General features: G+C 54.7%; 25 protein-coding genes. 4 read left to right on the top strand and 21 right to left on the bottom strand.

Features of this window, described 5'->3' with window-relative positions:
• The first annotated feature begins 30 nt into the window (after window positions 1-30).
• On the top strand, window positions 31-1302 hold the full coding sequence (locus BA6348_RS18085; RefSeq protein ID WP_026557032.1) for an erythromycin esterase family protein: 1272 nt from the start codon (window positions 31-33) through the stop codon (window positions 1300-1302).
• A 202-nt stretch (window positions 1303-1504) separates the two neighbouring features.
• Here the strand turns inward: BA6348_RS18085 and BA6348_RS18090 are convergent, their stop codons facing one another.
• The 6 genes from BA6348_RS18090 to BA6348_RS18115 all read right to left on the bottom strand — a co-directional run bounded on the left by BA6348_RS18090 (window position 1505) and on the right by BA6348_RS18115 (window position 6419).
• Window positions 1505-2692 (bottom strand): thiolase family protein, encoded by a 1188-nt coding sequence (locus tag BA6348_RS18090; RefSeq protein WP_007785148.1) that lies wholly within the window; start codon window positions 2690-2692, stop codon window positions 1505-1507.
• 28 nt (window positions 2693-2720) lie between these two features.
• The gene (locus BA6348_RS18095; protein WP_122952644.1) at window positions 2721-3461 is read right to left on the bottom strand and encodes an amino acid ABC transporter ATP-binding protein; all 741 of its coding nucleotides are present in this window, start codon (window positions 3459-3461) and stop codon (window positions 2721-2723) included.
• A gap of 18 nt (window positions 3462-3479) precedes the next feature.
• Window positions 3480-4145 carry an amino acid ABC transporter permease gene (locus BA6348_RS18100; protein ID WP_025848420.1) on the bottom strand — a complete coding sequence of 222 codons (666 nt, stop codon included), beginning with the start codon at window positions 4143-4145 and terminating at the stop codon, window positions 3480-3482.
• 87 nt (window positions 4146-4232) lie between these two features.
• The gene (locus BA6348_RS18105; RefSeq protein WP_005835056.1) at window positions 4233-5048 is read right to left on the bottom strand and encodes a transporter substrate-binding domain-containing protein; all 816 of its coding nucleotides are present in this window, start codon (window positions 5046-5048) and stop codon (window positions 4233-4235) included.
• 40 nt (window positions 5049-5088) lie between these two features.
• Window positions 5089-5751, bottom strand: coding sequence for a 3-oxoacid CoA-transferase subunit B (locus tag BA6348_RS18110; protein ID WP_007785141.1), 663 nt, complete (start codon window positions 5749-5751; stop codon window positions 5089-5091).
• Window positions 5751-6419, bottom strand: coding sequence for a CoA transferase subunit A (locus tag BA6348_RS18115; RefSeq protein WP_005832850.1), 669 nt, complete (start codon window positions 6417-6419; stop codon window positions 5751-5753). Before BA6348_RS18115 ends, BA6348_RS18110 begins: the two co-directional genes overlap by 1 nt.
• 287 nt (window positions 6420-6706) lie before the next feature.
• Between BA6348_RS18115 and BA6348_RS18120 the strand changes: the two genes are divergently transcribed.
• Window positions 6707-8131 (top strand): sigma-54 interaction domain-containing protein, encoded by a 1425-nt coding sequence (locus tag BA6348_RS18120; protein ID WP_026557029.1) that lies wholly within the window; start codon window positions 6707-6709, stop codon window positions 8129-8131.
• A 125-nt stretch (window positions 8132-8256) separates the two neighbouring features.
• Here the strand turns inward: BA6348_RS18120 and BA6348_RS18125 are convergent, their stop codons facing one another.
• Window positions 8257-8658: a hypothetical protein gene (locus BA6348_RS18125; protein ID WP_005832854.1), complete on the bottom strand. Its 402-nt coding sequence runs from the start codon at window positions 8656-8658 to the stop codon at window positions 8257-8259.
• Between the two features lie 51 nt (window positions 8659-8709).
• The gene (locus BA6348_RS18130; RefSeq protein WP_005832855.1) at window positions 8710-9552 is read right to left on the bottom strand and encodes a deoxyribonuclease IV; all 843 of its coding nucleotides are present in this window, start codon (window positions 9550-9552) and stop codon (window positions 8710-8712) included.
• 151 nt (window positions 9553-9703) lie between these two features.
• Here BA6348_RS18130 and BA6348_RS18135 point away from each other — a divergent pair, with 151 nt between their 5' ends.
• On the top strand, window positions 9704-10297 hold the full coding sequence (locus tag BA6348_RS18135; RefSeq protein ID WP_122952645.1) for a TetR/AcrR family transcriptional regulator: 594 nt from the start codon (window positions 9704-9706) through the stop codon (window positions 10295-10297).
• Between the two features lie 145 nt (window positions 10298-10442).
• Complete coding sequence (locus BA6348_RS18140) at window positions 10443-10835, top strand: MFS transporter (protein ID WP_007785128.1); 393 nt, start codon at window positions 10443-10445, stop codon at window positions 10833-10835.
• 128 nt (window positions 10836-10963) lie between these two features.
• Here BA6348_RS18140 and BA6348_RS18145 read toward each other — a convergent pair whose 3' ends face one another.
• The 13 genes from BA6348_RS18145 to BA6348_RS27860 all read right to left on the bottom strand — a co-directional run bounded on the left by BA6348_RS18145 (window position 10964) and on the right by BA6348_RS27860 (window position 24514).
• Window positions 10964-11833, bottom strand: coding sequence for a universal stress protein (locus BA6348_RS18145; protein ID WP_005832862.1), 870 nt, complete (start codon window positions 11831-11833; stop codon window positions 10964-10966).
• Between the two features lie 150 nt (window positions 11834-11983).
• Window positions 11984-13045 (bottom strand): HD-GYP domain-containing protein, encoded by a 1062-nt coding sequence (locus BA6348_RS18150; protein WP_122952646.1) that lies wholly within the window; start codon window positions 13043-13045, stop codon window positions 11984-11986.
• 175 nt (window positions 13046-13220) lie between these two features.
• A complete protein-coding gene (locus BA6348_RS18155) occupies window positions 13221-13850 on the bottom strand; it encodes an HD-GYP domain-containing protein (RefSeq protein ID WP_242507369.1) in 630 nt (209 codons plus the stop codon).
• Between the two features lie 77 nt (window positions 13851-13927).
• Window positions 13928-15181, bottom strand: coding sequence for a molybdopterin molybdotransferase MoeA (locus BA6348_RS18160; protein ID WP_122952648.1), 1254 nt, complete (start codon window positions 15179-15181; stop codon window positions 13928-13930).
• Between the two features lie 5 nt (window positions 15182-15186).
• The gene (gene moaA / locus BA6348_RS18165; protein ID WP_039971437.1) at window positions 15187-16194 is read right to left on the bottom strand and encodes a GTP 3',8-cyclase MoaA; all 1008 of its coding nucleotides are present in this window, start codon (window positions 16192-16194) and stop codon (window positions 15187-15189) included.
• On the bottom strand, window positions 16181-17002 hold the full coding sequence (gene fdhD, locus BA6348_RS18170) for a formate dehydrogenase accessory sulfurtransferase FdhD (RefSeq protein WP_025848403.1): 822 nt from the start codon (window positions 17000-17002) through the stop codon (window positions 16181-16183). Before fdhD ends, moaA begins: the two co-directional genes overlap by 14 nt.
• A gap of 36 nt (window positions 17003-17038) precedes the next feature.
• Entirely contained in the window at window positions 17039-17389 is a 351-nt protein-coding gene (locus BA6348_RS18175; RefSeq protein ID WP_005832873.1) for a Na-translocating system protein MpsC family protein, read from the bottom strand.
• A complete protein-coding gene (locus tag BA6348_RS18180) occupies window positions 17386-17808 on the bottom strand; it encodes a phosphate-starvation-inducible protein PsiE (protein ID WP_026557025.1) in 423 nt (140 codons plus the stop codon). The genes BA6348_RS18175 and BA6348_RS18180 overlap by 4 nt, the downstream gene beginning before the upstream one ends.
• Window positions 17809-17852: 44 nt before the next feature.
• Window positions 17853-18332: a helical membrane plugin domain-containing protein gene (locus BA6348_RS18185; protein WP_005832877.1), complete on the bottom strand. Its 480-nt coding sequence runs from the start codon at window positions 18330-18332 to the stop codon at window positions 17853-17855.
• Complete coding sequence (gene fdhF / locus BA6348_RS18190) at window positions 18332-21283, bottom strand: formate dehydrogenase subunit alpha (RefSeq protein ID WP_026557024.1); 2952 nt, start codon at window positions 21281-21283, stop codon at window positions 18332-18334. Before fdhF ends, BA6348_RS18185 begins: the two co-directional genes overlap by 1 nt.
• Before the next feature lie 246 nt (window positions 21284-21529).
• Window positions 21530-22543, bottom strand: coding sequence for a cytochrome d ubiquinol oxidase subunit II (locus BA6348_RS18195; RefSeq protein ID WP_007785108.1), 1014 nt, complete (start codon window positions 22541-22543; stop codon window positions 21530-21532).
• Window positions 22540-23868: a cytochrome ubiquinol oxidase subunit I gene (locus BA6348_RS18200; RefSeq protein WP_026557023.1), complete on the bottom strand. Its 1329-nt coding sequence runs from the start codon at window positions 23866-23868 to the stop codon at window positions 22540-22542. The genes BA6348_RS18195 and BA6348_RS18200 overlap by 4 nt, the downstream gene beginning before the upstream one ends.
• Before the next feature lie 151 nt (window positions 23869-24019).
• Entirely contained in the window at window positions 24020-24514 is a 495-nt protein-coding gene (locus BA6348_RS27860; protein WP_309479501.1) for a helical membrane plugin domain-containing protein, read from the bottom strand.
• Between the last annotated feature and the right edge of the window lie 61 nt (window positions 24515-24575).

Here is a 24575-nt window from a genome sequence, read left to right on the forward strand (position 1 = left end):
GACCTGCCACAGAAAGCGAGACGGTAAACGATGAAAAAATTTCTTTTGCTCGCCACAAGCTTGCTGCTCGTGCTGAGCGTATTGACAGCCTTCGAGGCGAAGGCGGCAAGCGCACTGCCATCGTCTATGAACAAGCATGTCGTTCCCGTATCGAAAATGGAGCTGCCCCAAAAAACGGTTATCGGCTTTGGCGAAGCGACCCACGGCAACAAACAATTTACGACGCTCAAGCTGGACGTGTTTCGGCAACTGGTAGAAAAGCACGGCTACCGCGCCTTCGCCATCGAAGGCGACTTCGGCGGCGGCCAGAAGGTCGACGCCTACATATCCGGCGGAAGCGGGACAGCGCAAGAGGCGGCAAAAGCGCTCGGCTTTGCGATCTACAACACCGAGGAGATGGCAGCGCTGTTGTCCTGGATGCGCGCGTACAACGAACAGCGCGCTGACCGCGACCGCATCCGCTTTTACGGCTTTGACATGCAGCGCTACGACCAGAACAAACAAGCGCTGTTCGCCTATTTGCAAAAAGTCGATCCGCCCCTCGCCGCAACCTATGAAAAAGCTTTGGCAGCTTTGACCGATCAAACGCTGTCCGAACAACAGCCGGCCAAGGAAGGGCTTCCCCACATCCAGAGCTTGCTCGGCCGGATGAAAGCAAACAAAGCCGCCTACACCGCCAAAAGCTCCGAAAAAGACTACGAGCTGGCGTTAGCCTTTGCCGAGTCGATCAGACAAAACGCGATCCTGCACGGAACGAACGTCAACTACGGCAGCGCCCGCGATCGCTACATGGCGGAGCGCGTCATGTGGATTCTCGCGTTGGAAAAGAAACATTACGGTCGCGAGCGCCTGTTCATTACCGGACACAACGGGCACATTGAAAAGACGTCCACGACCACGGGCGTTGCAACCTGCATGGGGGCGTATTTGGCGAAAGCGCTCGGCGACCAGTATTACGCAATCGGCAGCGAATTTTATGAAAGCGCCTTTCTGGCCAAGGACGCCACTACCGACGAACGCAAGCTGTTTGCTGTCAAAAACGCCGGGGATCACCGCCTCGCCGTGCTGTTCGCGCGCACCAACCTGCCGGACGGCTTCCTGGACTTCGCCAAAACGCGGCAGGATGCCGATTTTTACGCCTATGTGAATCGTCCGCAGCCGATCAGCGCCATCGGCGACGTGTTTAGCGGCTGGTACGCGAGCATCGAGAACATGTACACGCTGCAAATGGTCCCGGCAAAAGCGTTTGATGCGCTCGTGTTCGTGCGGACGGCGACTCCTTCTGTCATGCTCGCGGACTGACGGCGTGCGAACGAAAACGTGCACCGGAACCATCCGCCTGCTTTCCGGTCGCTTGTGCGCAAAGCGCAAATGGCTCCGCTCCGCCCCAAGACGTCGCCCCGGATCACCAGCAAAAGAAAGCCCCGCCAGACCGCCACGAGCCGAGATCGACGTGGCCCTCTGACGGGGCTTTTCCTGTGCTGTTCTTTGTCCGCCGAAAAGCTTACGAGGACAGCGTCAAGTTTTCATAAATGACAGACAGGCCCATTCCCCCTGCCATGCAAAGCGTCACCATGCCGTACTTGACGCGGCTGCGCACCATTTCGTTCATCAGGCTGACGGTCAGCTTCGCGCCGGTGGCACCGACCGGGTGGCCGAGCGCGATCGCGCCGCCGTTGACATTCACCTTGGCCGGGTCCAGCTCCAGCCCTTTCATCACCGCCAACGTTTGCGCGGCAAACGCCTCGTTCAGCTCGATCAGCCCGATGTCGTCCAGCGTCAGCCCTGCTTTTTGCAGCGCTTTTTGGGTGGCCGGCACAGGCCCGATCCCCATCACGCCCGGCTCGACTCCCGCGCTGGCAAACGCCTTGATTTTGACCAGCGGCATAAGCCCCGCTTCCTCCGCTTTTTCGCGAGACATCATCAACACTGCGGCTGCGCCGTCATTCATCGGACACGCATTGCCTGCCGTGATCGTTCCGTCTTTTTGGAACACGCTTTTCAGCTTCGCCAAGTCTTCGAGGCTAATCTCGTGGCGGACCGACTCGTCCTGATCGAACACCCGCACTCCTTTGCGCTCATGGATGGCAATCGGCACGATCTCGCTGGCAAACTTGCCTGCGGCTATGGCAGTCGCCGCCTTTTTGTGGCTGTCGTAGGCGAAGCGGTCCTGTTCCTCGCGGGAAATGCCGTACTGCTGCGCAAGCCGTTCAGCCGTGTTGCCCATGTGCTCGCCTTCCAAGGAACAGATCAAGCCGTCAGACAAAAGCGCATCTTCCATCGTCAAGTTGCCGAACTTGCTGCCCCAGCGGTTTTTCACCAAATACGGCACGTTGCTCATGCTCTCCACGCCACCCGCAACCACCACGTCCTCTTGCCCGGCCATGATCGCCAAAGCGCCGCTGCCAATCGCTTTCAAGCCCGAGCCGCACGCCTTGATGATGATGTGCCCGTACACATGGCGGGGAAATCCGGCCAACTGCGAGCTGATGCGCGCCGCGTTCAGCCCGCCTCCGTGCACGTAGCCGTTGCCGAAAATCACTTCGTTCACTTCCTGCTTGGGAAAAGCCGCCTTTTCCATCAGCCCTTCCAGCACTTGCCGTCCCAGCTCCGTTGCCGGGACGTCGCGCAAGCTTTTGCCGAATGCGCCGACCGCGCTGCGCACGCCGGCGACAATGACTACCTCTCTCATCGTTACGCTCCCTTTCGTTTTGCCCTCGTTACAAGACCCGGTTCAAAAATTCGCGCGTCCGCTCTTCCTGCGGATTGTTGAACATGTCTGCCGGGCGGGCCATCTCCACGATCTTGCCCTGGTTCATGAACGCGACCCAGTCCGCCACTTCTTTGGCGAAGCCCATTTCATGCGTCACAATAATCATCGTCATCCCGTCCTGGGCGAGCTGCTTCATCGTCTCCAGCACTTCGCCGACCAGCTCTGGGTCGAGCGCGGAGGTCGGCTCGTCGAACAGCATGATCTCCGGCTTCATCGCCAGCGAACGGGCGATCGCTACCCGCTGTTTTTGTCCGCCTGACAGCGAGGATGGATAGACGTTTGCTTTTTCGGACAAGCCTACCTTCTGCAACAGTTGCAGCGCTTCCTGCCTCGTTTGCTCCTTGTCCGCCCTTTTCGCGATCAGCGGCGCTTCCATGATGTTTTCCAAAACCGTTTTGTGCGGGAACAGATTAAAGTGCTGGAACACCATGCCGACCTTTTGCCGCACCTTCGTCAAGTCGTCCTTTTTCGGATCGATGCTCTTGCCTTCGATGAAAATCTCGCCGCCGTCCTTGATCTCCAAAAAATTGATGCAGCGAATCAGCGTGCTTTTTCCCGAGCCGCTCGCCCCGATCAGCACGACGACTTCGCCCTTTTTTACCTGTAGCGTCACGTCTCTCAGCACCTCCACGGCGCCGAAGCTTTTTTTCAAATTTTGCACGCGGATCATGACTTGCTTGTCTTCCATCATTCTCCCTCCCCTCTTCTATACGTCACCTTTGGCCAACCGCTTTTCCATCACATGGACGATATACGTAAAGATCATGACAATCACCAAATAGTACAGGGCCACGATCAAAAAGTACGTCATCTCATCAAAGGTTTCCGCAGACAGGCGGCGCGCCAGCGAGAACAGCTCATCCATCGCGATGAAAGCAGCCAGCGACGACTCCTTCAGCGACAAAATAAACTGGTTGCCGAGCGGCGGAATGGAGCGCTTCATCGCCTGCGGCAAAATGATCCGGCGCATCGTCTGGCCGGTAGACATCCCGAGCGACAAGCCTGCCTCCATCTGTCCCTTGTCGATCGACTGGATGGACCCGCGGAAAATTTCCGCGATGTACGCCCCGCTGTGGATCGCCAAGGCTAAAGCCGCTGACCAAAATTGACCGAGATCAATCACCTTGTAAAAACCGAAATAGAGGACAAAAATTTGCACGATCAAAGGCGTTCCGCGAATGACCATAATATAGACGTTGGCAACAATTTGCCCGAGCTTGAACTTGGAGACTTTCAACAGGGCGACGAACAGCCCGATGATCGACCCTGCGATGACGGAAGCGATCGTCAGCTCAAACGTCAAGAGCAGCGGCTTCCAAAAAAACGGCAATGTGCGGAAAAACTCTTCTGTCAAATGGGCAATACTGGGCACTCGATGCCACCCCTCGCTGATAAAATGTCCCTGTCACCCGCCGCTTTCCTTGCGCGGATGACAGGCGGCCTTACACAAACGTCAACCTTATTCGTTCTTGCTGATGTCGCGATTGAAGTACTTTTCGCTCAGCTTCAGATACGTGCCGTCTTCGTGCATTTGCTTCAGCACCTCGTTGATTTTGTTCAACAGCTCGCTATTGCCTTTGCGCACGGCGATTCCGTGTTGAACCTCAGACAACGGCGCGCCGCTTTTCTTGATTTTCAAGCCTTGGGCAATCGCGATCTCGCCGACCACACTGTCCGTAATGACCACGTCATGCTTGCCTTGCTCCAGCGCGCGCAGGGCCGTGACGTCGCTGTCGTACGTCTTGATGTTGTCGGTGTACTCCCGCGCCATTTTTTCATGCGTAGTGCCCAAGGCGACTGCGACTTCCTTGCCCTTCAGCTCTTCCAGTGTGGAAGTCGTGCCGTCGGGACGAGTGAACAGTTGGCCGCCGGACAAGTAGTACGGATCGGCGAAATCAATTTGCTGCTTGCGCTCTTCCGTAATCGCGTGACTGGCAATCGCCGCATCGTAGCGCCCTTCCTTGACCCCCGCGATAATCCCGGAAAACGGCGAGGTGACGGGCTTTGGCTGCAAATTCAGCCGTTTGGCGATCTCGTTGCCGATTTCGATGTCAAACCCGGTAAGCTGCCCATCCTTGAAATAGCTGAACGGCTGGTACTCGCCGGAAGCGGCAAAGACGAACACGCCTGCCTCCTTCGTCATCGCGGACGCATTTCCGCTGGCTGCGCCTGCCTGTCCCCCGCCATCGTTCGTCGAAGCCCCCTGGCTACATCCTGCTACGAGAAGCGACAGCGAGAACAATACGCCTGCAACGGCTTTGAGTGATTTTTTCATGTTGGTAAGCCCCCTTATCTTTGTGCGGAAAAATTTTTCATTACTCCACCATTTGCAAATGTTCTGAAATCAACAACGGCGCTCCGGTATGGTAAATGACATCCTGCAAGGAGTACGGATACATGACCTCTGTCAGCATCAGCCCCTGCGGCGTGACCTCGATAACCGCCCGCTCTGTGACGATCAGGTCGACACAGCGCTTCGCGGTCAGTGGAAACGTACACTCCCTGCGGATTTTCGGCTCGCCTGTCCGCGTCACATGGCTCATCAGGACGATCACCTTTTTGGCGTAATAGGCCAGCTCGGCTCCACCGCCGATGCCATGAACGCGCGAGCCAGGGACGATCCAGTTCGCCAAATCTCCCCTGCGATTGACCTGCAAGGCCCCGATAAAAGCGACATCGAGCTTCTTGCGCCGAATCATGCCGTAGGCAATCGTGCTGTCGAAGTAAGAAGCGCCCGGAACTACGGTAACGGGCGCTCCCCCCGCATTGGAGATATGCTGGTCTTCTTCGCCCTTGATTGGCGTGGGGCCTACCCCGAGAATGCCGTTCACGGAATGAAACATCACGTGCCATTCGTGCGGGATAAAGTCCGCGACCAGCTCCGGTATCCCGATCCCCAGATTGACGGCCATCCCCGGTTCGATTTCCTTGGCGGCGCGCCGCGCGATCATGTTTCGCTGATCCATCGTCAGTCGCATCAGCCGTTCCCCCCGCCGCTGCGATTCACCATGTAATCGACAAAAATGCCGGGTGTCACGATTTTTTCCGGGTCCAGCTCTCCTGCCGGAACGATCTCCTCCACTTCGGCAATGGTGATGTCAGCAGCCATCGCCACCAGCGGATTCAAGTTTCTCGCCGACTTGTCGTAGATGAGATTGCCGTACGTGTCCGCCTGTTTCGCATAGACGATGCCTACATCGGCCGTCAGCGCCGGTTCCATCCAGCACGGCTTTCCCCCAAAAACCACCGCTTCCCCTCCTTCTGTCGCTTCTCCCCACATTTGCGCATCGACAACAATACCGGGAATGCCTACGCCCCCTGCGCGAATTTTTTCCGCAAAAATTCCTTGGGGACAAAACGTGACCTGGAGCCGTCCGTCCATCATCTGTTGGCCAGCTTCCGGATTGGAGCCGATATGCGTCGTCATCAGCTTCCTCACCCGCCCGTGGCTAATCAGCTTGCCGATCCCGACCTGCGGATACCCCGCGTCGATTCCGATCAAGGTCAGGTCGCGCACCCCTTTTTCCAAAATCGTGTCGATCAAAAGAGCCGGGGAGCCGATCGTTCCGAAACCGCCGTACATCAGCCGGACACCGTCTCGTACACATTCCGTCGCTTGTTCGCGCGTCACCAGTTTCGCTAGCATCGCATGCCATTCCTTATCTCTCTTGTTTATTGAGCAAAGTCGCTTACGTCCCGCTAACAGTAGCAAGTCCTATGCCAACACCCAAAAAGCTGGATGGTAGCGAAAATTGCCGAAACTGCGTCTTTTCTGACGAATCGAAGTAGAATCACTTTTGAGTCGAAAGGGAGAGAAACGCACTCTTTTCAGGTGAATCGAAATCGACTCGCGTTTTTTCAAATCCGACTCACTATACAATCGGCAGTCACTTCCTGTACAATCAGGTCAAAAATGAGGGGAGCGTATCAAGCGTGGAAAAAGATGCGGAGATTTTGGCCTTGTCGTCTGTAGATCGGTTCATCGACATATTGAACTCGCTTGCGGACGGCATTTTTATATCGGATGCGCAAGGAACCACACTGTGGCTGAACAAGGCGAGCGAAAACTTGTGCGGCATCCCGAAAGCCGAGCTGATTGGGCAAAACGTGACCGATCTGGAGGAAATGGGCATTTTCAGTCCTTCCGTGACCCGGCTTGTCCTTGAATCGGGCAAGCCGACGACGACCATCCAGCTTGTGAACAGCAAAGGAAAATTTCTCGTGACAGGCCATATTATCCCGGACGAAGACGGAAAGCCGGAGCTGATCGTCGCCCACTCCCGGGACATTACGGAGGCGGCACGGGCCAGTTCGCAGTTGGAGGAAACCGTCGCGCTATTGAAGCGCTACAGCGAGGAACTGCAGCTCATGAAGCGGGAAGCGAACCAAAGCTCGTCGCAGACGCTGATCGGCAACAGCCGCTCGTATTTGGCGCTCATGGAACTGATAAAAAAAGTCGCGCTGGTCGACACGACTGTGCTCATCACGGGCGAAACCGGGGTGGGCAAAAGCCATCTCGCCGAGCAAATCCACCAGCTTAGCGAGCGAAGCGCAGGGCCGTTCGTGCATGTAAACTGTAGCGCCATCCCCGAAACGTTGATCGAATCGGAGCTGTTCGGCTATCACAAAGGGGCGTTTACCGGGGCGAACCACTCGGGGAAAATCGGCCTGGTCAAAATGGCGGACAAAGGGACGCTGTTCCTCGACGAAATCAGCGAGCTGCCCTACCATTTGCAGTCGAAGCTGCTGTTGCTTTTGCAAAACAAGACGTTCATGCCGATCGGCGGCACCAAAACTTACACGGCGGACATCCGCATCATCGCCGCGACCAACACCAACCTGCAGGAGCTGGTGCGCCAAGGGAAGTTCCGGCACGACCTGTACTATCGGCTCAACATTTTGCCGATCAACGTCCCGCCCTTGCGCGAGCGCAAAGACGACATTTTCCCGCTGTTGCACCACAATTTGCAAAAATTCAACGCCAAGCACCACCAAAAACGCCGTTTCACATCTGACGTGCTGGACGTGTTGCACCAGTATGACTGGCCAGGCAATGTGCGGGAGCTGGAAAATTTGGTCGAGCGCATCGTCATCACGTCCAAGTTCGACGAGATTTCCGCCACCGATTTGCCGGAGGAACTGCGCAGCATTCGCGAGCTGGAGGACGGCATCCTCACGCTCGGCTCCCTTTCCTTGACGGAGCGGATGGAAAAAATCGAGGTCGAATTTATCATGCAGGCGCTGCGCATCCACAAAACGACGCGCAAGACCGCGGCGGCGCTCGGCATCACCCAATCGCTTCTGATGCGGCGGATCAAAAAGTACGACATTCAGCTTGAGGACGAGACGGCCGAATGATCTCGGTACTTGCCGCTCCCAGCCTTCGCCTGTTCCTCGTCACGAGCGGCTACATCCTGCGATTTTTTGCGCGAAAAAAAAGGAGCGCTACCACTCGCAGCGCTCCTTTCCCTGTTCTTGTCCGACTATTCCTCGACCTTTTTTGGCGCCTTGCCAAACCAGGTCTTCGCTACCAGCTCGACGACTTGCTTCGGCAGCGATTGCGGCGGCTGCACTTCCTGGCCTGACGCGTCGACGCTGCGATACAGCAGCGCTGTGTCGTCTGCCGGATCTGACTTCGTTTGCAAAGTCCACTCGCCGATTTGCCCGGCGTTGGTCCATTCCTCGATCATGAGCTGGTATTCGCCCGGTGCCAGCTCAATGTAGTCGTCCTCTGTCACATCAATGACAGCGTAGCCGTCGTGCTCGATTTCGGCATCGTATGTATTCCCGTTGGCTGCTTCGTAAAGAGCCAGCTCTTCCGGGTTGTTCAAATTCTCTTTCAGCGTCGCAAAATCGTGAATCGTCACTTTGATCCGTTTTGCCATTGGTACCCCTCCCTCGTTGACAACATCCTCTCACACTGTACCACAATCCGGTCAAGCCTGCCAATTGTTCGCCAGACGCCGGACGTGCCTGATTTCTTCGCGATGCCCCCCGCTTGACCCTCGCGCTGTCTCCAATACAATCGGCAAGCCTTGAAGCTGCGGCGTGCGCAACAGCTCGGCAAAAGCATTGTCCCCGATCATCCCTTGTCCGATGCGCGCATGCCGATCCCGAAACGAGCCGCTCGGGTAAACCGAATCGTTCAAATGCACGGCGGACAAATACGGCAAATAGTCCAGTTCTTCCATACGCTGTATGACCGCGCCCCAATTTTTCCCGTCCCACAGCCCGCTGGCAAACGCGTGGCACGTATCGAAGCAAAACCCGACCTTCTGCGGCTCGGCAAGCAGTTGCCGCACCTGTGCCAGCTCCTCCAGCGTCGTGCCCATCCGGTTGCCCTGTCCGGCGTTGTTTTCGATCAGCAGCTTGGCCTGTCCGGCCCAGCCGTCCACGATTCGATTCGTCAGCAAAATCATCCGCTTGTAGCCGGCAAGCACGTCCGTCCCTTTGTACTGCCCGAAGTGGACAACTACGCCAAGCGCTCCGCACGCCTCGGCAATCTCCAGATCGTTGCGCACCGATTGCACCGTCACCAGAGCCAGCTCGTCGTCTTCCACGCACAAGTTGACCGGATAAGCCGTATGGGCAATCGACGCCAAGCCGTGTTCCTCGCAAAAAGCGCGGCAAGCTGCCGCATCGGCCGGATCAAACTGCTTGACCCCCAGGCTGCGCGGGTTTTTCGGGAAAAACTGATAAGAGGCGGCTCCTTCCCGCAGAGCGGTTCGCGCCGCCTCTGCATAGCCGTGGCGGATGCTGATGTGACACCCGATTTTCATGCGTTCCTCGCCCCCTCACTCGCTTTCCCCATTTTTCCCCTGGCCGTCCATTCTCAATCGCCTTGCGGGAAAGCACTTGCGCTTCTTTCTCCCATCCGGTAGACCGAAATTAAACCGAACGTTCAGTCTATAAAAAGGAGCCTTGCCTTTCATGTCCAAACGTCGCCTTGATGGGGAGAAAACCAAACAACATATCGTCGAGAAAGCAACCGAGCTGTTTTCCCAAAAGGGCTACTTCGCCACATCGATCGAAGACATCTGCCAAGCGACCGGAGCGAGCAAAGGGAGCCTTTACTACCATTTCAAAAACAAGGAGCAGCTTTTTTTGCACCTGCTGGAAAAGCAGTATAACGAGTGGACAGAGCTGTGGAAGGAAAAAGAGAAGCAGTACGCCACTTCGGTGGAAAAGCTGTACGCCTTGGCCGCTTTTCTGCTCGAAGACTTTTTGTCCCACCCGTTGAAACGAGCCGGAGAAGAGTTTTCCGGCAGCCAGCTCGCCGATCCGCTCATTATGGACCAGGTGCTTGCGATGCTCAGCTCCTCCTACACGCTGTACACGTCGATTTTTCAGGAAGGAATGGCGCGCGGAGAATTTGCCGAGGCCGATCCGGAAGAGCTGGCGATGATCCTCGAAGGGTTTGTCAACGGCCTTATCAATGTCGGCTTCAAAATGGAGGAGGAGCGCCTTCATGCCTTGATGAAGCGGGGGATTGATGTTTTGCTGCATGGTATTGTCGCCAGGTAGCTTTTTTTCGAAAGTTTATAGACCGAACGTTCGGTTTAATTAATCGCAGGAGTGTGCAAAATGAAGCCACTAATGGGGAAATCGCGTCTTTCTCACCGTCTTTGTCTCCGATACGCTGGAAAACGTCGGGATTTGGATACGCAACATGGCTTTGCTTTATTACGTGATGGAGACGAGCGGAAACAATCCGGTTGCCGTCTTCGCTCTCTCCATCGTCGTCGAGGCGCTCTCTGTCTGGCTGATCGTCACCGCTGCCATGCGTTTTTTCACCGGAGTGGGGCTTGCTTTTCTGGAAATTGTGATCGGAATGCGGATGATTACGCTTGTCGAAGAAGCGTACGTCGGCCGGGTAAACGGGACGATTGCGCCGCTGCTCGTCGGGCTGATGATGCTCGGTTCGTTTGTGGCCGGGCCACTGATGCAGTTGACCGCGCTGATTTATGTCTTCGTCATCGCAGGCGCGGTCGTGCTCGTTGCCGCCTGGGGAAGCTCCCGCATCAACTGGGCGTCCGGCGCTGAGCGTGCCCTGGAGCATTAGAAAACTTGGCTGCGCCAAGCCATTGGCACAGCCTTCGTTGCACTTTCCGCTGGATAAAATCTTATCCAACCTTATCTGCACAAAAAAGCTGCCCGGAGTCCGGACAGCTTGCCTGTTCACGAATGAGCCTATGATTTGACGATCAACAGCGGCGTTTTGGTGCGATGAATCGTTTTGAAGGTCACGCTGCCGAGAAGAGTGCCCGCGATGCCGCCAAGCCCGTGGTGACCGAGCACGATCAGACCTGCTTGCTCCTCTTCGGCGGTCTGGCGAATCACTGTCGCCGGATCGCCAATCACTACCTTGCTCTCGTAAGGAATTTGCGCCGCTTCCAGCACTTCTTCGCAAGTGCGCACGGTTTCTTTTCCCCAGTTTTCCAGCGTCGCTGTGTCTTCCCAGCCTACGCCGTACACTCCGGCATAAGCGACAGGAGGCGTCACGACACTGAGCAGCAGGTAGGAAACGCCCGGAATGTCCTGGCTCAAGGCAATCGCTTTTTGCGCTGCGTTTTTCGCCTGCTCCGAGCCGTCGACGGCGATCAGCACTTTTTGCCAAGGGAAGCGGCTGGCATCGGTCTCCTCGGAAATGAGGAAGACAGGAAGCTGGGCGTCGTGAATCGTCGGGTAGCTGACGCTTTGCAGCAGGAATCCGGTGATCCGGCCGTATCCGTGCGTCCCCATGACGATTGCGGCGTACTCGCCTTTTGTCGCGTGCTTGGCGATCACTTCATGCGGCTCGCCGAACTCGATTTCCAATTCGTAAGTGACTCCTGCCTCTTCGACAATCGTGAGGAACTTTTTCAAGTCTTCTCTCGCTTCATCCAATTGGAAATCTTCCACGCTTTTTTGCCCGAGCTTGCGGACGACGTTGCGCGATGGAAACGGAGGGATGGCATGAAGCAGAGTCAGTTCATGCTTATCTTTGGCGTACGCAAGAGCAAAGCGAACCGCCTGAATAGACTGTGCAGAGAAATCTACTGGTACTAGAATACGGGACATAAGGACACGTCCTTTCCTCTTTCATCGTCGCAAAAAGTCGATTTTTGAGACTTTTTGCCTGTTTTCATTGTAGACTGACACCCTCATTATGTATGTAGGGGAATTCCCTGATCTTGGCATCGAAAAAACCCTTAGGTCTAGTTTCTCTCTCTATTCTAGTACTCCTGTAATAAAAATGGTGGGCTCTGCGCCGAGATCAATATCGCAAATCTCGTGATCTTCTGCCATCCGCCGATTCGCCTGCTGCTCCCGCCTGATGACCCGCACGACCGGACGGGCTGGCAGGCCGCGGTTTTGGTCGATCACGACGCCGACTTCGCCTGTGCTCAGCTTGAACGACGTGCCGATCGGGTACAGCGCGATCGAGCGCAGGAAGTGGATGACCATTTTGTGGTCGAAGCGCTTTTCCGCAAGGCCCATGATTCGCTCGCACGCCTCGTAGGGAGGCAGCGTCTCCTCTTCCTCGGAAAGCGGCGAGATCAGATTGTCGTAGTAGTTGCAGATCGCGACGATTTTGGCGAACTCGTGAATCTCGTCGCCGCTTAGTCCGCGGGGGACTCCGGTTCCGTCGACCCATTCATGGTGCTGGAGCGGCACGTGCGCAGACACGATGCTCATCTCGTGTTTTTTTCGCAATATTTCAAACCCTATCCAGGTATGATGATTGGTCCTGCTGTTTTTCTTGTAGGCTGGCGCTTCCTTGTCCACCGACAGCTTGCCGATGTCATGCAAAAGCGCGCCGATTGCCAGCTCTTTCAGTTGCGTGGTGTTGTAGCCAAGCCCGACGCCCATCACGGTCGCCATCATGCAGACGTTGAGCGAATGGATGTACAGGGCGTTGTCCTTGGTGCGAATTTCCCCGAGATTTAACAGCACCTTGCGATTGCGCAGCGTCTCTTCGACAATGTTGCCGACAGACTTTTGAATGCCGCGCACGTCGAACTCCTTGCCGGACTGGACACACGAAATCGCGCCTGACAGATTGCGAATGGCATCTTTTCGCGTCGTCTCTGTGACTACCTCCTGTTCCTTCACCTCGTCGAAAAAAGGGTCCTTGATACTGAGCATCGTCACCCCAAAGCGCCGCAGCTTGTTTATCATTCCGACGGTCAGTTGCACACCCGTCTGCAACAGCGTCAAGCCCTCGCTCGTATAAATGCTGCGAGCCAGCACATCCCCAGGCTCAACTTGATCTACGCTCACATATTTCATGGGGTCAATCCTCCTGATTCCTTCTCCCCTGATGCTTTTTCCCTATCTTAGCATTGGAAAAACATGTTTCGCAGATGTTTTTATGAACAATCCGGCAAAAAAGGACCTTTGCAGCAAAAAAGCACCGGATGATCCGGTGCTTTTCGCACAAAAGACGGCGCTGTTTCTTTTGGCCTTACAGTCGCGCTTTTTCTCTGCGGCTGGCCATCGCCTCCAGGAACACGTCGACGACGGTCGGGTCAAACTGGCTGCCTTTTCCGTCCAGCAACTGGTCGACAGCCTTCCCGTAGTCCAAAACAGGGCGGTAAAGCCGCGCTGACGTCATCGCGTTGAAAGCCTCGGCGACAGAGACAATTTTTGCGCCCAGCGGAATCTCGGCAGCGAAAAGGCCGTGCGGATAGCCTTTGCCATCCAGCCGTTCGCGATGGTACAGCACCGTCTTGGCAATTCCTCGCTGTTGCAAGGGAGCAATCCGTTTTACAATCGCGTAGCCGATCTCTGGATGCTTTTTCATGATAGCCAATTCTTCCGGTGTGAGCGACCCGTTTTTCCTCAGGATCGAATCCGGTGTGCCAATGATCCTGATGTCGTGCAGCAAGGCGCCGATATACACATTGGCACATTCTTCCTCGTCGAGCTGAAGTTGGTTGGCGATTACCCAGGCGTAAAAGCCAACGTTGACCGAATGCTGATACGTATAAGGATCACGGGCGTTCACGCATGAAACGAGCGAGTGGATCGTTTCGACCATGTGATTCGTAGCCGCACGGTTACTATGCAGCATCGTCGTTAACAGTTTTTGCAATGGTGCCTCCCCGGCCATGTCATCCCGCTCTTTTCTCTCAAGCGAAATTTACGAAATGTAGCGCCGCAACGTTTTCGTCATTCTCGGAGCAGCAGAGCAAAGACAAGCTCTCCTTGCTGCACACCCTTCCCGCCAGGGGGAATCTTAATCAAGCAGTCGGAATCTTTAATCGACACGGTTACGCTTGACTGGTCCATTCCGACAGGCTTTACGAACAGTTTGCCATCTTGCACATACGATTTTCCGCGGACATAGCGCGGATACGCATTGACCTTGGCAAACGCCTCTCCTAAAAAAGCCGTGCATTCCGGTCTGTATTTGTTTTTGCGCCCTTGCATCCCCAAAATCGCCGGGCGGACGAACAGCTCGAAGCCGACAAAGCACGCCCCCGGATTGCCTGACAGGGCAAATAAAAAGGCGTCTTTCCACACCCCTGCCGTCGTCGGGCTTCCGGGCCGCATCGCTACTTTGTTGAACAGCAGCTCCCCTTCCCAGTTTTGGAAAAGATCGACGAGAATATCGTAGTCGCCTACCGATACGCCGCCTGATGTGATGACAAAATCCGCGGTGGAAAACGCATCGAGAATAACCGCTTGCGCTTTGTCCGCTTCATCCGGGACCGCGCCCATCAACAGCGGAATGCCCCCCGCTTCCCGAACGAGCGCTGCCAGCATGTAAGAGTTGCTGTTTCGGATTTTCCCCTGGCACAGTGGCGCGTCCACAGGCAGCAGTTCGGAGCCTGTGGCGAATATCGCGACGGTCGGGCGCTTATATACGTTGACACGAGAAAAGCCGAATGTAGCCAGCAGCGCCGTCTCGCCAGCGCGAATTTCGCTTCCTTTTTGCAGGACGCATTCGCCTTTGGCGAGTTCGTGGCCGATCGGAGTCAGATTTTTGCCGGACGGCATCTCTTTTTTGATGGACACGAACGTTTTGCCCTGCTTCTCCACGTTGTCGGTCATTTCCAGCATGATAACCGCGTCTGCCTGTTCCGGCACCATCGCTCCGGTCATGATCCGCGTAGCCGTATTAGGCGATACGGCTTTAGTCGGAACTAAGCCGCACGGAACATGCTCGATCACTTCCAGCAGGACGGGCGATTCCGGTGACGCTCCCTTGGTAGCGCTCGCCATGATCGCAAAGCCATCCATCCCGGAACGGCGGAAATGCGGCATCGGCTCGGGCGCCGTCACCTCCTCTGCCAACGTGCGGCCGCAGGCAGCTTCCAGCGAAACCTCCTCCACGCCAAGCTGGCGCAGATGCTGTTCGATTCTGCGCTGCGCTTCCTCCACCTGAACAGTCTGTCGGCGAAAACGATTTGCGTTTTCCATCTCGCTTATCCTCCAATTTGCGACATGCGCCTTGCCGTCGGTACATGAGATTGGCTTTCATCTGCCAAAGCCTTGGCCATTTCGTGATTCATCGGCTTGATGCTCAACGCTTTGAAAAAAAGCTGGCGAATCGCTTCATCGTCTCCGATATGCTTGCGAACGTTAAACTCGTCTGCCCAATACAGGCACGGCTTGATGTTGCCATCCGCCGTCAAACGCAGCCGGTTGCACGTTTCGCAAAAATGATCGCTCACCGGGTGAATCAACCCAAAGCTGCCTTTGGCCCCGGCAATCCGAAAGGTCTGGGCGGGACCGTTGCCGCGCACGTCATGGCTTTCCTCTGTTTCCCAGCCAAGCTGCTTACATCGCTCCAAGACGGTCGACAGCGGCAAATACGACTGTTTCCAGCGCATGTCGTTGTGGCCGATCGGCATGTACTCGATAAAGCGGACTTGCACAGCGCCGTCCAGCGTCAGCCGCAAAAAATCTTCAATCTCGTCGTCGTTGATTCCCTTCATGAGAACGACATTCAGCTTGATCGGCCAAATCCCGGCTTGTTGACAGGCCGCGATACTGTCCAAAACGCGCTGGACATCGCCGCCGCGGGTGATAAGCGAAAAACGGTCGGCCTTCAATGTATCCAGGCTGATGTTGACGCGCTTCAAGCCCGCTGCTTTTAATTTCGCCGCCTTTTTCGCCAAAAAAATGCCGTTGGTCGTCAAGGCAATGTCTTCGATTCCCGGTGTTTCCGCTATCGCTGCGACCAGTTCTTCAATGCCTTTGCGGACGAGCGGCTCCCCGCCCGTCAGCCTTACTTTTTTCACGCCCATTTCGGCCAACACTCTGACAACCTCGGTAATCTCGTAAAAAGACAAAATGTTTTCGTCCGGCTCAAATTCCATCCCATCCGCTGGCATACAGTACACACAGCGCAAATTGCACCGATCGGTTACGGAAAGGCGCAAATAGTCGTGAACGCGGCCAAACGAGTCCACTAATTCACTTGGAATCACTGGACGTCCCCCCTTCGGCCTGTTCGATTCGCTCAGGCCAGGTGTACACGTTGAACGACTGGTTGCGAATAAAGCCAACGGTAGTAATGCCAAGCTCCTGCGCCAGCCGCAGGGCCAGCTCGGTCGGCGCCGATTTGGACAACACGATACTGCATCCGATCTTGGCTACTTTCAACAGTACTTCTGACGAAATCCGGCCGCTGAACACCATGATTTTGTCTTCTACCGGCACGGAATGCATCAGGCAATGCCCGTACAGTTTGTCGAGGGCATTGTGCCTGCCGATGTCCATTCGGGAGACGACGATCCCGTTTGCATCGCACAGGGCAGCATTGTGAACGCCGCCCGTGTCCTGAAAAAGCTTCGCTGACTGCTGCATCGCCTGCATGAAGCGAAAGCAATCCGCGCTTGAGATCGTCACGCCTGTCGTTTCCAACTTTTTCACCGTGCGCGCGTCGTTGTAAAAGTAAAAGCTTTGGCGGCTTTTCCCGCAGCACGAAGTGACGTACCGTTTCGAGTGGAACATCTGGTTGTACCTGTTCACTTTTTCGGCGCGGACGTAGGCGTACCCAGTGGTTTCGTCCACAAACAGGTCAGTCACATCCGTGTATGCCTGAATTACCCCTTCAGACGCCAAAAAGCCAATGACAAGCTCTTCGATGTATTCCGGGCTGCACACTAACGTCGCAAACTCTTCCTCGTTCAACATGATCGTAATCGGCGACTCTGTAACGATGGAATCTTCTACTTCCTCCAAAGCGCCATTTTCATAGTGCAGGACAGGAGACAAAATAGACACGGGCTGAATCACGATTGTTTCCCACCTTTCCTTTGCTGCTGCTCGTTATGAAATGGATCGGTCCAGTACATATACGGTCATGGCGATGTCTTCTTCCAGGCTGATATCGGAAAAAATCCGCAAAATTTTGGCGTCGATAATTTCCTCCAGCTTCGCTACTACCGCCGGATCATTGTAAATGTTCTTCACCAGCTTCGTACGCGCATCGTGAACCATTCGTCTGCCGTCTTCGGACATAATCATGAACTTTTCTACGTTGGTCAAATTGCCTTTCATCTCGCAAATGACCCACGGCCCGCAAAACCGAGTGAGGATTTCGCGCGGACCGTTTCCAACGTATTCCTTGCGTATCTCGCGCACAAGCATGCTGAATTGGTGCTCAAGACTTTTTGTCATTCGATATTCTCCTTTAGCTCACCGACCTTGTTCTGACGGGGAGCCAGCATAATATAGCTGATGACCAGGATAAAAATAACGAGCGATAAAATCAGATTGTTCATCGCATCATCCCGATTGACGATGATAAAACGCACAGTGCCTGTGATCCCGATATAGATCAGATAGCGCAACGGAAAGTGATACGCTTCGTGGAAATACTTGACGATCATCGAAACGAAGACAAAGTAGAGAAAAAAGGCCAAGACTTTTTCCAAAATATCATGGACGTTATTATTTCCTTGAAGGGCATCCAGTACAATGGCATACAGTTCGCGTACAAGGTAAAAGCTCAAGACCAACCCGAGAATGATGAGCGAAGTATTTAGCATGAGTTGATAAAAGCGCACGATTGTCAATTCGTTTTTGCTTTTCGTCATCCAACTAGCTGACCTCCTCTTCAAAAAGCTTGCTGCCTGTTTCATCAGTCTTTCAATCCTTCCCCGACTCCTTTCAGCAGGTTGATGCCAAATCCCATCGCCCGGTTGATGTCCGGATCGCGCAACGCTTTTATCAAATCGAACACGCCGACCTTTGCTCCCGACTGCAAAGCTTCATCCGCTCTTTGCAGCCCTTTGGTAACGCCGGCCATCAGCTTTTTGGTCATTTCCGGATCGAGCTCTGTCAATCCTCCCGCCGCCGCCATCGCATTGTTAATCATGTTCGTGACGGGCGGACGAACCATTTGTCCGACGACGATTTTGGCGATATCTTCTTTCGCTTCGACAGCGGCGTTGAGCGCCCCCAGTATGCCGCTGTCATGCAGCTCCTGCAGCAGCTTGATCGTCGCCTGAATCCCCTCCGGATTTTCGGCCAGGGATTGCAGGACGCGATCGACTGTTTGCGCTTGTTTTTGTTCTTCGCTAACCTCTGGTTTCACTACTTTCGTTATCGGTCTTGCCATTATTTTTCTCCTCCCGCAACGTTAACTTCTGCAATCGGCACGTAATCTTCTCTCGCCCATTTCCGCTCTACCTGGACACCCAGTTGCGGGTTTCGTTTCGCGTAGCGAGGATTGTACATAGGCAGCGGGGTCATGCCTTTTTCTTTGAGCAGCTCCATGCGCACCTTCGTCTGTTTGTACGCAGGGGTTTGCGTGCGAACGTCGCCCACGCTGCCTGTCAGCAGGTTGATCGCATTTTCATGGCTGACGGAGTGCATCGGTACGTACAGTTCGTTGCCGCTGACCCGATCGGTCACGAGCACCCGCAGCTTGATCGCTCCGTACGGCGAGACGAGGCGAACCAGGGAACCGTCTTGCACGCCGCGTTCGCGGGCAAGTTCAGGCGAAACCTCCACAAACACTTCCGGCAGTTTGTACTGGATTCCTTTTGACTTGTTCGTCATGTTTCCTTCGTGGAAATGTTCCAGCAATCGACCATTATTCAAAGTAAGGTCAAATTCCGATGGATATTCCACAGGCGGAATGTATTCCACGAGCGAAAGTCTCGCTTTGCCGTCCGGGAAGTTGAAGCGCTCCTGGTAGAGAAGCGGTTCGTCGGTGCCGTCTTTTTGTACCGGCCAATGCAAGCTGTTCCATCCTTCCAGACGGTCGTAGGACACGCCTCCGTAAAGCGGCGCCAGGCTGGCGATTTCGTCCATGATTTCGCTCGGATGCTGGTAGTTCCAGTTGGCTCCCATGCGTTGCGCGATCATCTGGATGATCGCCCAGTCCGGCTTGGAATCGCCAAGCGGTTCCAAAACTTGATACAAACGCTGGATGCGTCTTTCGGTGTTCGCGAACGTACCGTCTTTTTCCAGCGATGGCGACGCAGGCAAGACGACATCGGCAAATTGCGCCGTTTTGGTCAGGAATACGTCCTGGACGACGAAGAAGTCGAGCTTGCTGAGCGTGTCGTGCACGTGGTTCGCGTTGGAATCTACCCACGCCATGTCTTCGCCCATCAGGTACATCGCTTTCAGTTCGCCTTTTTCGACGGCTTCCAGCATTTCGATATTGGTCAAGCCCGGTTTGTTGGAGATGGTGACGCCGTACGCTTTTTCAAATTTCGCTCTCGCCGCATCATCGGTAATATGCTGGTACCCTGGCAGCCAGGTAGGCAGCGTGCCCATGTCGCAAGCGCCCTGGACGTTGTTGTGTCCGCGCAAAGGATAAGCGCCCGCTCCTGGACGGCCGTAGTTTCCTGTCACCAGCAGCAGGTTGGAGATCGCCGCCGATGTATACGAGCCTGCGACGTTTTGCGTGACGCCCATTCCCCACAAAACGCAAGTGCCGTCCGCTTCATGGATCATTTTGGCGGTCTGGATCAGTTGTTCTTTGCCGAGTCCGGTAACTGCTTCGGCGTAGTCCAGCGTGTATTTTTCCAGCATGGCGCGATATTCGTCAAACTGGTTCACCCGCGCCCGGATATACGCCTCGTCATGCCAGCCCTGGTCGATGATGTACTTCGCAACGGCCGTCAGCCAGACAAAATCGGTTCCTTGTTTCGGGTGCAGGAACAGATCGGAGCGCTCTGCCATCTCATGCTTGCGCAGGTCGGAAACAATCAGTTTTTGCCCGTGCAATTTTTTCGCCCGTTTTACGCGGGTTGCCAAAACGGGATGGCCCTCTGTCGGGTTCGCCCCGACGATGATGACCAGTCCGGCGCTGGCGATATCTTTAATCGTGCCTGAGTCTCCGCCGTATCCGACAGTTGCGAGCAGTCCGTCGGTTGCGGGCGATTGGCAATAGCGGGAACAGTTGTCGATGTTGTTCGATTCAAAAACTTGGCGCGCCAGCTTTTGCATCAGGTACGCATCTTCGTTTGTCGTTTTCGACGAGCTGACAAAGCCAAGCGCTTCGCCTCCGTAGGTTTGCTTGATCGCACCCATCCGCTCGGCAATCAGCGTCAGCGCCTCATCCCACGTCGCCGGAACGAAGGCGTCGTCTTTGCGAATCAGGGGCGTAGTCAAGCGCTGGTCGCTGTTGACAAAATCCCAGCCGAACTTCCCTTTCACACATGTGGAGACGCTGTTGACCGGAGAGTCTTCCGTTGGCTCCACTTTCAAAATGTGGCGGCCTTTGGTCCATACTTCAAACGAACAGCCTACGCCGCAGAACGTACAAACCGTTTTCGTTTTTTTGGTTCGCGTCTCCCGCATCGCCGCTTCGACTTCTGAAATCGCAAAAATGCTGCTGTACCCAGGCTCGACTTCTTTAATCAGATCGATCATCGGGTTCAGCAGGTCTTTTTGAATGCCTGACATGAATCCTGCCTCGCCGAGCATCGATTTTTCCATCAGCGCATTGCACGGGCAAACGGTCACGCACTGACCGCAAGATACGCACGAGGAGTCGTTAATCGATTTGTTGTCATCCCAAATGACTCGCGGGATTTCCCGCTCCCAGTCGATGGTCAGCGTTTCGTTTACTTGCAAATCCTGGCATACTTCGGTACAACGTCCGCAGAGGATGCATTGATCGGGATCGTAGCGGTAAAAAGGATGCGACATGTCCACTTCGTAGTTTTTGCCGCGGAACGGACGCGTTTGGTGGTCGATTTCGAGCAACTCTGCCGTGTTGTGCACCCGGCAATTTCCGTTGTTGTTGTCGCAGACGGTGCAATACAGCATGTGGTTTTCCAGGATGCGGTCCATCGCTTCGGTCTGCGCGCCTTTTGCCCGCTCGGAGGAAGTGAGAATCTTCATCCCGTCTGCAATCGGCGTCGAGCACGCCCGCATAATTTTTCCGTCCACTTCGCACATGCACGTATCACAAGTTTGAACTGGGCCTAAAATGGGTGAGTAGCATATATGCGGATGCTCGATGTCGTGTTGCAGCAGGTAGTCCAGGATGCGGGTCCCTTCTTCCGCTTCGTGCTTCACGTTGTTTAGTTCAAACTTTACCTTTTTCATTTCCCAAAAACCTCCAGAATCATAATAAAAGCCCACCATAAAACAATTCGGGCATAACGCATGCACAAATTGTCTTATGGTGGGCTAATGACTAAGCATCAATTGATACCAGTTATCCATCCCATTCGTATGGAGGAGATCAGGATGCGTTGGCTATACGTGATGACCAACCATCAATGATCGACTATAGCTTCATTATAGCACCAAAACCGCCCGAAAATCCAACTCTTTTTGTTGAAGGATTGCTCACACCTTGCCTTTCACATATCTTGCGTTAAAAATGAACAGCCGCATCAGCAAAAACAGCGACGGAATGAGCAACACCATCCCGCCGATGAAAGCCGCGACCAAAAACTTGGCCATCGTCGGATTCGTGACGCTCGTATGAAAGGAGACGTACGGGTAGAGCAAATACGGCAAATGGGACTTTCCGTACCCCCAGAACGCCGTGAAAAATTGCAGCATGACGGAAATGAACATCCAGCCGTATGCCCTTTTGACGATCAATAAGCGCAGCGCATTCAAGAAGAAGCCAAACGACAAAATAAACCAGATGCTATGGTCCATGAGCGAAGAAAAATGCTCAGGATTATGCTTCCACAAGGCCATAAAGACGAGCAAAGACGCAAAAATCGTCGGCAAGCTGTTAAACAGCGCCCATTGCCGCAGCACGCCCTCTGCCTGCGCGTCCTCCGCCCGATTCGCGTAATAGGTCAAAAAGCTTGCGCTGATAAACAGCACACTCACGAGAGCCAAAAACACAACGGCCCAGGAATACGGGCTGTAAAAAAGGTTGCCGGGCAAAAAATGCGGGACGCCGCCGTCCATTTCGATAAATCCCCCTTCCGATATCGTCAGGACGGTGGAAAAGGAAGCCGGGATCAGGACGCCTGTTGCCGCGTACAAAAAATGGTACAGGTGGCTGCTCGGATTGCCGTATTTGCTGAAGGCGTAAAAAGAGCCGCGAATCGCCAGCAAGACCAGGGCGACGCTCGCCGGGACGAGCAGCGCTGTCCCGTAGAAATAGCCTGTCTCCGGAAAAAAGCCGACGATGCCGACGAAAAAGAACACGAGAAAGACGTTGGTCACTTCCCAGACCGGCGACAAATAGCGGGTAATCACTTTGTTGATGATTTCTCCTTTGCCTGTGATCCTTCCGTAGTAGGAGAAAAAGCCCGCCCCGAAGTCAATCGAAGCGACGATGATATAGCCGTACAAAAACAGCCAGAGGATGGAGATTCCAAGCCCTTCCGTCGTCACGTCTGCTCACTCCTCGCATCCAGTAGCGGCTCCACCGGATTTCTGCGCGCCATTCGAACCAGCACATACACGGTCAATATGCCTAATAGAGCGTAAATCACACTAAACAGGACAAGCATCGCCCCGACGTCTGGCGATGTTGTCGCCGCCTCTGCCACGGTCATATACCCGCGCAAAATCCACGGCTGCCGCCCTACTTCAGCAAAAATCCAGCCAAATTCGATCGCAAGCATCGACAACGGGCCTCCGAGCACGATCAGGCCGAGCAGCCAGCGGTTCCATTCCAGTTGCGGCTTCCAGATCCGGCAAGCGACAAAGATACAGGAAAGCACAATCATGAAGCTTCCAATCCCTACCATCAGGTCGAACCAGTAATGAATGATTAAGGGAGGCCAGTTTTCTTTCGGAATGTCGTTTAAGCCCGTGACCTCTCCCTGAAAGCTGTCGGTTGCCAAAAAGGAGAGCATGCTTGGCAATCGGAGGGCGTAGTTCACCTCGTTCGTCGTTCTGTCCAAGGTTCCCCCTACCAGAAGGTCAGCGTGCGTTTTCGTCTCGAAATGCCATTCCGCCGCAGCCAGTTTTTCCGGCTGGTAGGCAGCGAGAAACTTGCCCGACAGATCGCCCACCACGGCCGTCGCCACTGCAAAAATCAGTCCTACCATCATGCTCAGTCGCAACGCTTTTTTATAGTACTCGTTGCGGTGGCCCCGCAAAATAAACCAGGCCGCAATGGCGGCGATCACGAAAGCCGTTGTCATGTACGCAGACGTGAGTACGTGCGCTACCTTGGTCGGCGTCGCCGGGTTGAACATCGCTTTTAACGGCTCGATGTTCGCAATCGCTCCGTTTTCGATCGTAAACCCTTGTGGCGTATTCATGAACGCATTTACCGTCGTTATGAAAAAGGCGGACAGGCCAGAGCCAATCGCGACCGGAATCAAGACGAGCAAATGAAAGAGCGGCTTTTTAAACCGGCTCCACGTGTACAGGTAAATCCCTAAAAAAATCGCTTCAAAGAAAAAGGCAAACGTCTCCATAAATAGCGGCAGAGAAATCACTTGCCCCGCGATTTTCATAAACCCCGGAAACAGAAGGGACAATTGCAGGCCGATGATCGTCCCCGTCACGACGCCAACCGCAACCGTGATCGAATACCCTTTGGCCAGCCTGCGCGCCAAAAGCCTGTACTGCTGGTCTTTTTTCACAATCCCCATCGTTTCAGCCAGTAACAGCAACAACGGCATTCCCACTCCGATGGTGGCATAGATGATGTGAAACCCTAACGTAAGTCCGAATAAAATTCTGCTTTGCAACGCCAAATCCATCCGCTTTCCTCCTTGGCAGCATTCGGTCGTCCCTGCTCGTCTCCCGGTGGAACCCGGCAGCACCGCTCACTTTTTCCGCGTCGTTTTCATCCTTCATTCCCTGCACGGGGATTTTGTCTGTATGCATTCTCGCGCCTCCTTGCTGTCGCGGTCAATGAACGTGCTTCTCGGCTTCCTGCATGCCTTCGCCCATTCCGCGCAAAAAGTTAATCATGGAGCCAAGCGCGAGGGTGACGTTCGGCTCCATCATCGCCCTGCCCATTCCCATCAGGCCCATCGGTTTCTCGCTTTTCGTGTCCGTTAACCGCACGATTCCATGATCGACGGCGTTCAAGATGTTTTGCAGCTTGCCAGGCTCCAGCTTGCCCAAAAACTGCAGCGCGTTCATCCCGTTTTTCATGATCCGGTGCATGCCGGGCTGGTTGAGCTGGGACACGGCGATAACCCCGATGTCATGCCGATTTTTCAGCGCTCCCTGGACGATGTCCAAGACGCCAATCTCCTGCAATTCCTTCACGATATCGAGCAACGTAATCAGCGCCTGGTGGTTTTCGCTCACCGCATCCAGCACCTGCTGGATCGCCTTTTGCTTTTCTTCCTCTGGCGTGGGAATGTACCGTTCAATGTTTGTAATCGCTTTGGCCATCGGCTTGCCCTCCTGTTCCGAGTAAATCGGGGATGGAAATCCAGTCGTCACGCTTCCGTCC

It is taken from the genome of Brevibacillus agri (assembly GCF_004117055.1).
Taxonomy (GTDB): domain Bacteria; phylum Bacillota; class Bacilli; order Brevibacillales; family Brevibacillaceae; genus Brevibacillus; species Brevibacillus agri.

Coding starts and splice junctions, on each gene's coding strand:
- BA6348_RS18180 (WP_026557025.1), bottom strand. CDS start 17,808: ATGACGAAAAGCAAAAACGAATTGACAATCGTGCGCTTTTATCAACTC.
- BA6348_RS18135 (WP_122952645.1), top strand. CDS start 9,704: ATGTCCAAACGTCGCCTTGATGGGGAGAAAACCAAACAACATATCGTC.
- BA6348_RS18110 (WP_007785141.1), bottom strand. CDS start 5,751: ATGCGACTGACGATGGATCAGCGAAACATGATCGCGCGGCGCGCCGCC.
- BA6348_RS18145 (WP_005832862.1), bottom strand. CDS start 11,833: ATGTCCCGTATTCTAGTACCAGTAGATTTCTCTGCACAGTCTATTCAG.
- BA6348_RS18125 (WP_005832854.1), bottom strand. CDS start 8,658: ATGGCAAAACGGATCAAAGTGACGATTCACGATTTTGCGACGCTGAAA.
- BA6348_RS18185 (WP_005832877.1), bottom strand. CDS start 18,332: ATGGCAAGACCGATAACGAAAGTAGTGAAACCAGAGGTTAGCGAAGAA.
- BA6348_RS18175 (WP_005832873.1), bottom strand. CDS start 17,389: ATGACAAAAAGTCTTGAGCACCAATTCAGCATGCTTGTGCGCGAGATA.
- BA6348_RS18115 (WP_005832850.1), bottom strand. CDS start 6,419: ATGCTAGCGAAACTGGTGACGCGCGAACAAGCGACGGAATGTGTACGA.
- BA6348_RS18160 (WP_122952648.1), bottom strand. CDS start 15,181: ATGGAAAACGCAAATCGTTTTCGCCGACAGACTGTTCAGGTGGAGGAA.
- BA6348_RS18095 (WP_122952644.1), bottom strand. CDS start 3,461: ATGGAAGACAAGCAAGTCATGATCCGCGTGCAAAATTTGAAAAAAAGC.
- BA6348_RS18090 (WP_007785148.1), bottom strand. CDS start 2,692: ATGAGAGAGGTAGTCATTGTCGCCGGCGTGCGCAGCGCGGTCGGCGCA.
- BA6348_RS18140 (WP_007785128.1), top strand. CDS start 10,443: ATGGCTTTGCTTTATTACGTGATGGAGACGAGCGGAAACAATCCGGTT.
- fdhF (WP_026557024.1), bottom strand. CDS start 21,283: ATGAAAAAGGTAAAGTTTGAACTAAACAACGTGAAGCACGAAGCGGAA.
- BA6348_RS18130 (WP_005832855.1), bottom strand. CDS start 9,552: ATGAAAATCGGGTGTCACATCAGCATCCGCCACGGCTATGCAGAGGCG.
- BA6348_RS18105 (WP_005835056.1), bottom strand. CDS start 5,048: ATGAAAAAATCACTCAAAGCCGTTGCAGGCGTATTGTTCTCGCTGTCG.
- BA6348_RS18200 (WP_026557023.1), bottom strand. CDS start 23,868: ATGGATTTGGCGTTGCAAAGCAGAATTTTATTCGGACTTACGTTAGGG.
- BA6348_RS18085 (WP_026557032.1), top strand. CDS start 31: ATGAAAAAATTTCTTTTGCTCGCCACAAGCTTGCTGCTCGTGCTGAGC.
- BA6348_RS27860 (WP_309479501.1), bottom strand. CDS start 24,514: ATGGCCAAAGCGATTACAAACATTGAACGGTACATTCCCACGCCAGAG.
- BA6348_RS18150 (WP_122952646.1), bottom strand. CDS start 13,045: ATGAAATATGTGAGCGTAGATCAAGTTGAGCCTGGGGATGTGCTGGCT.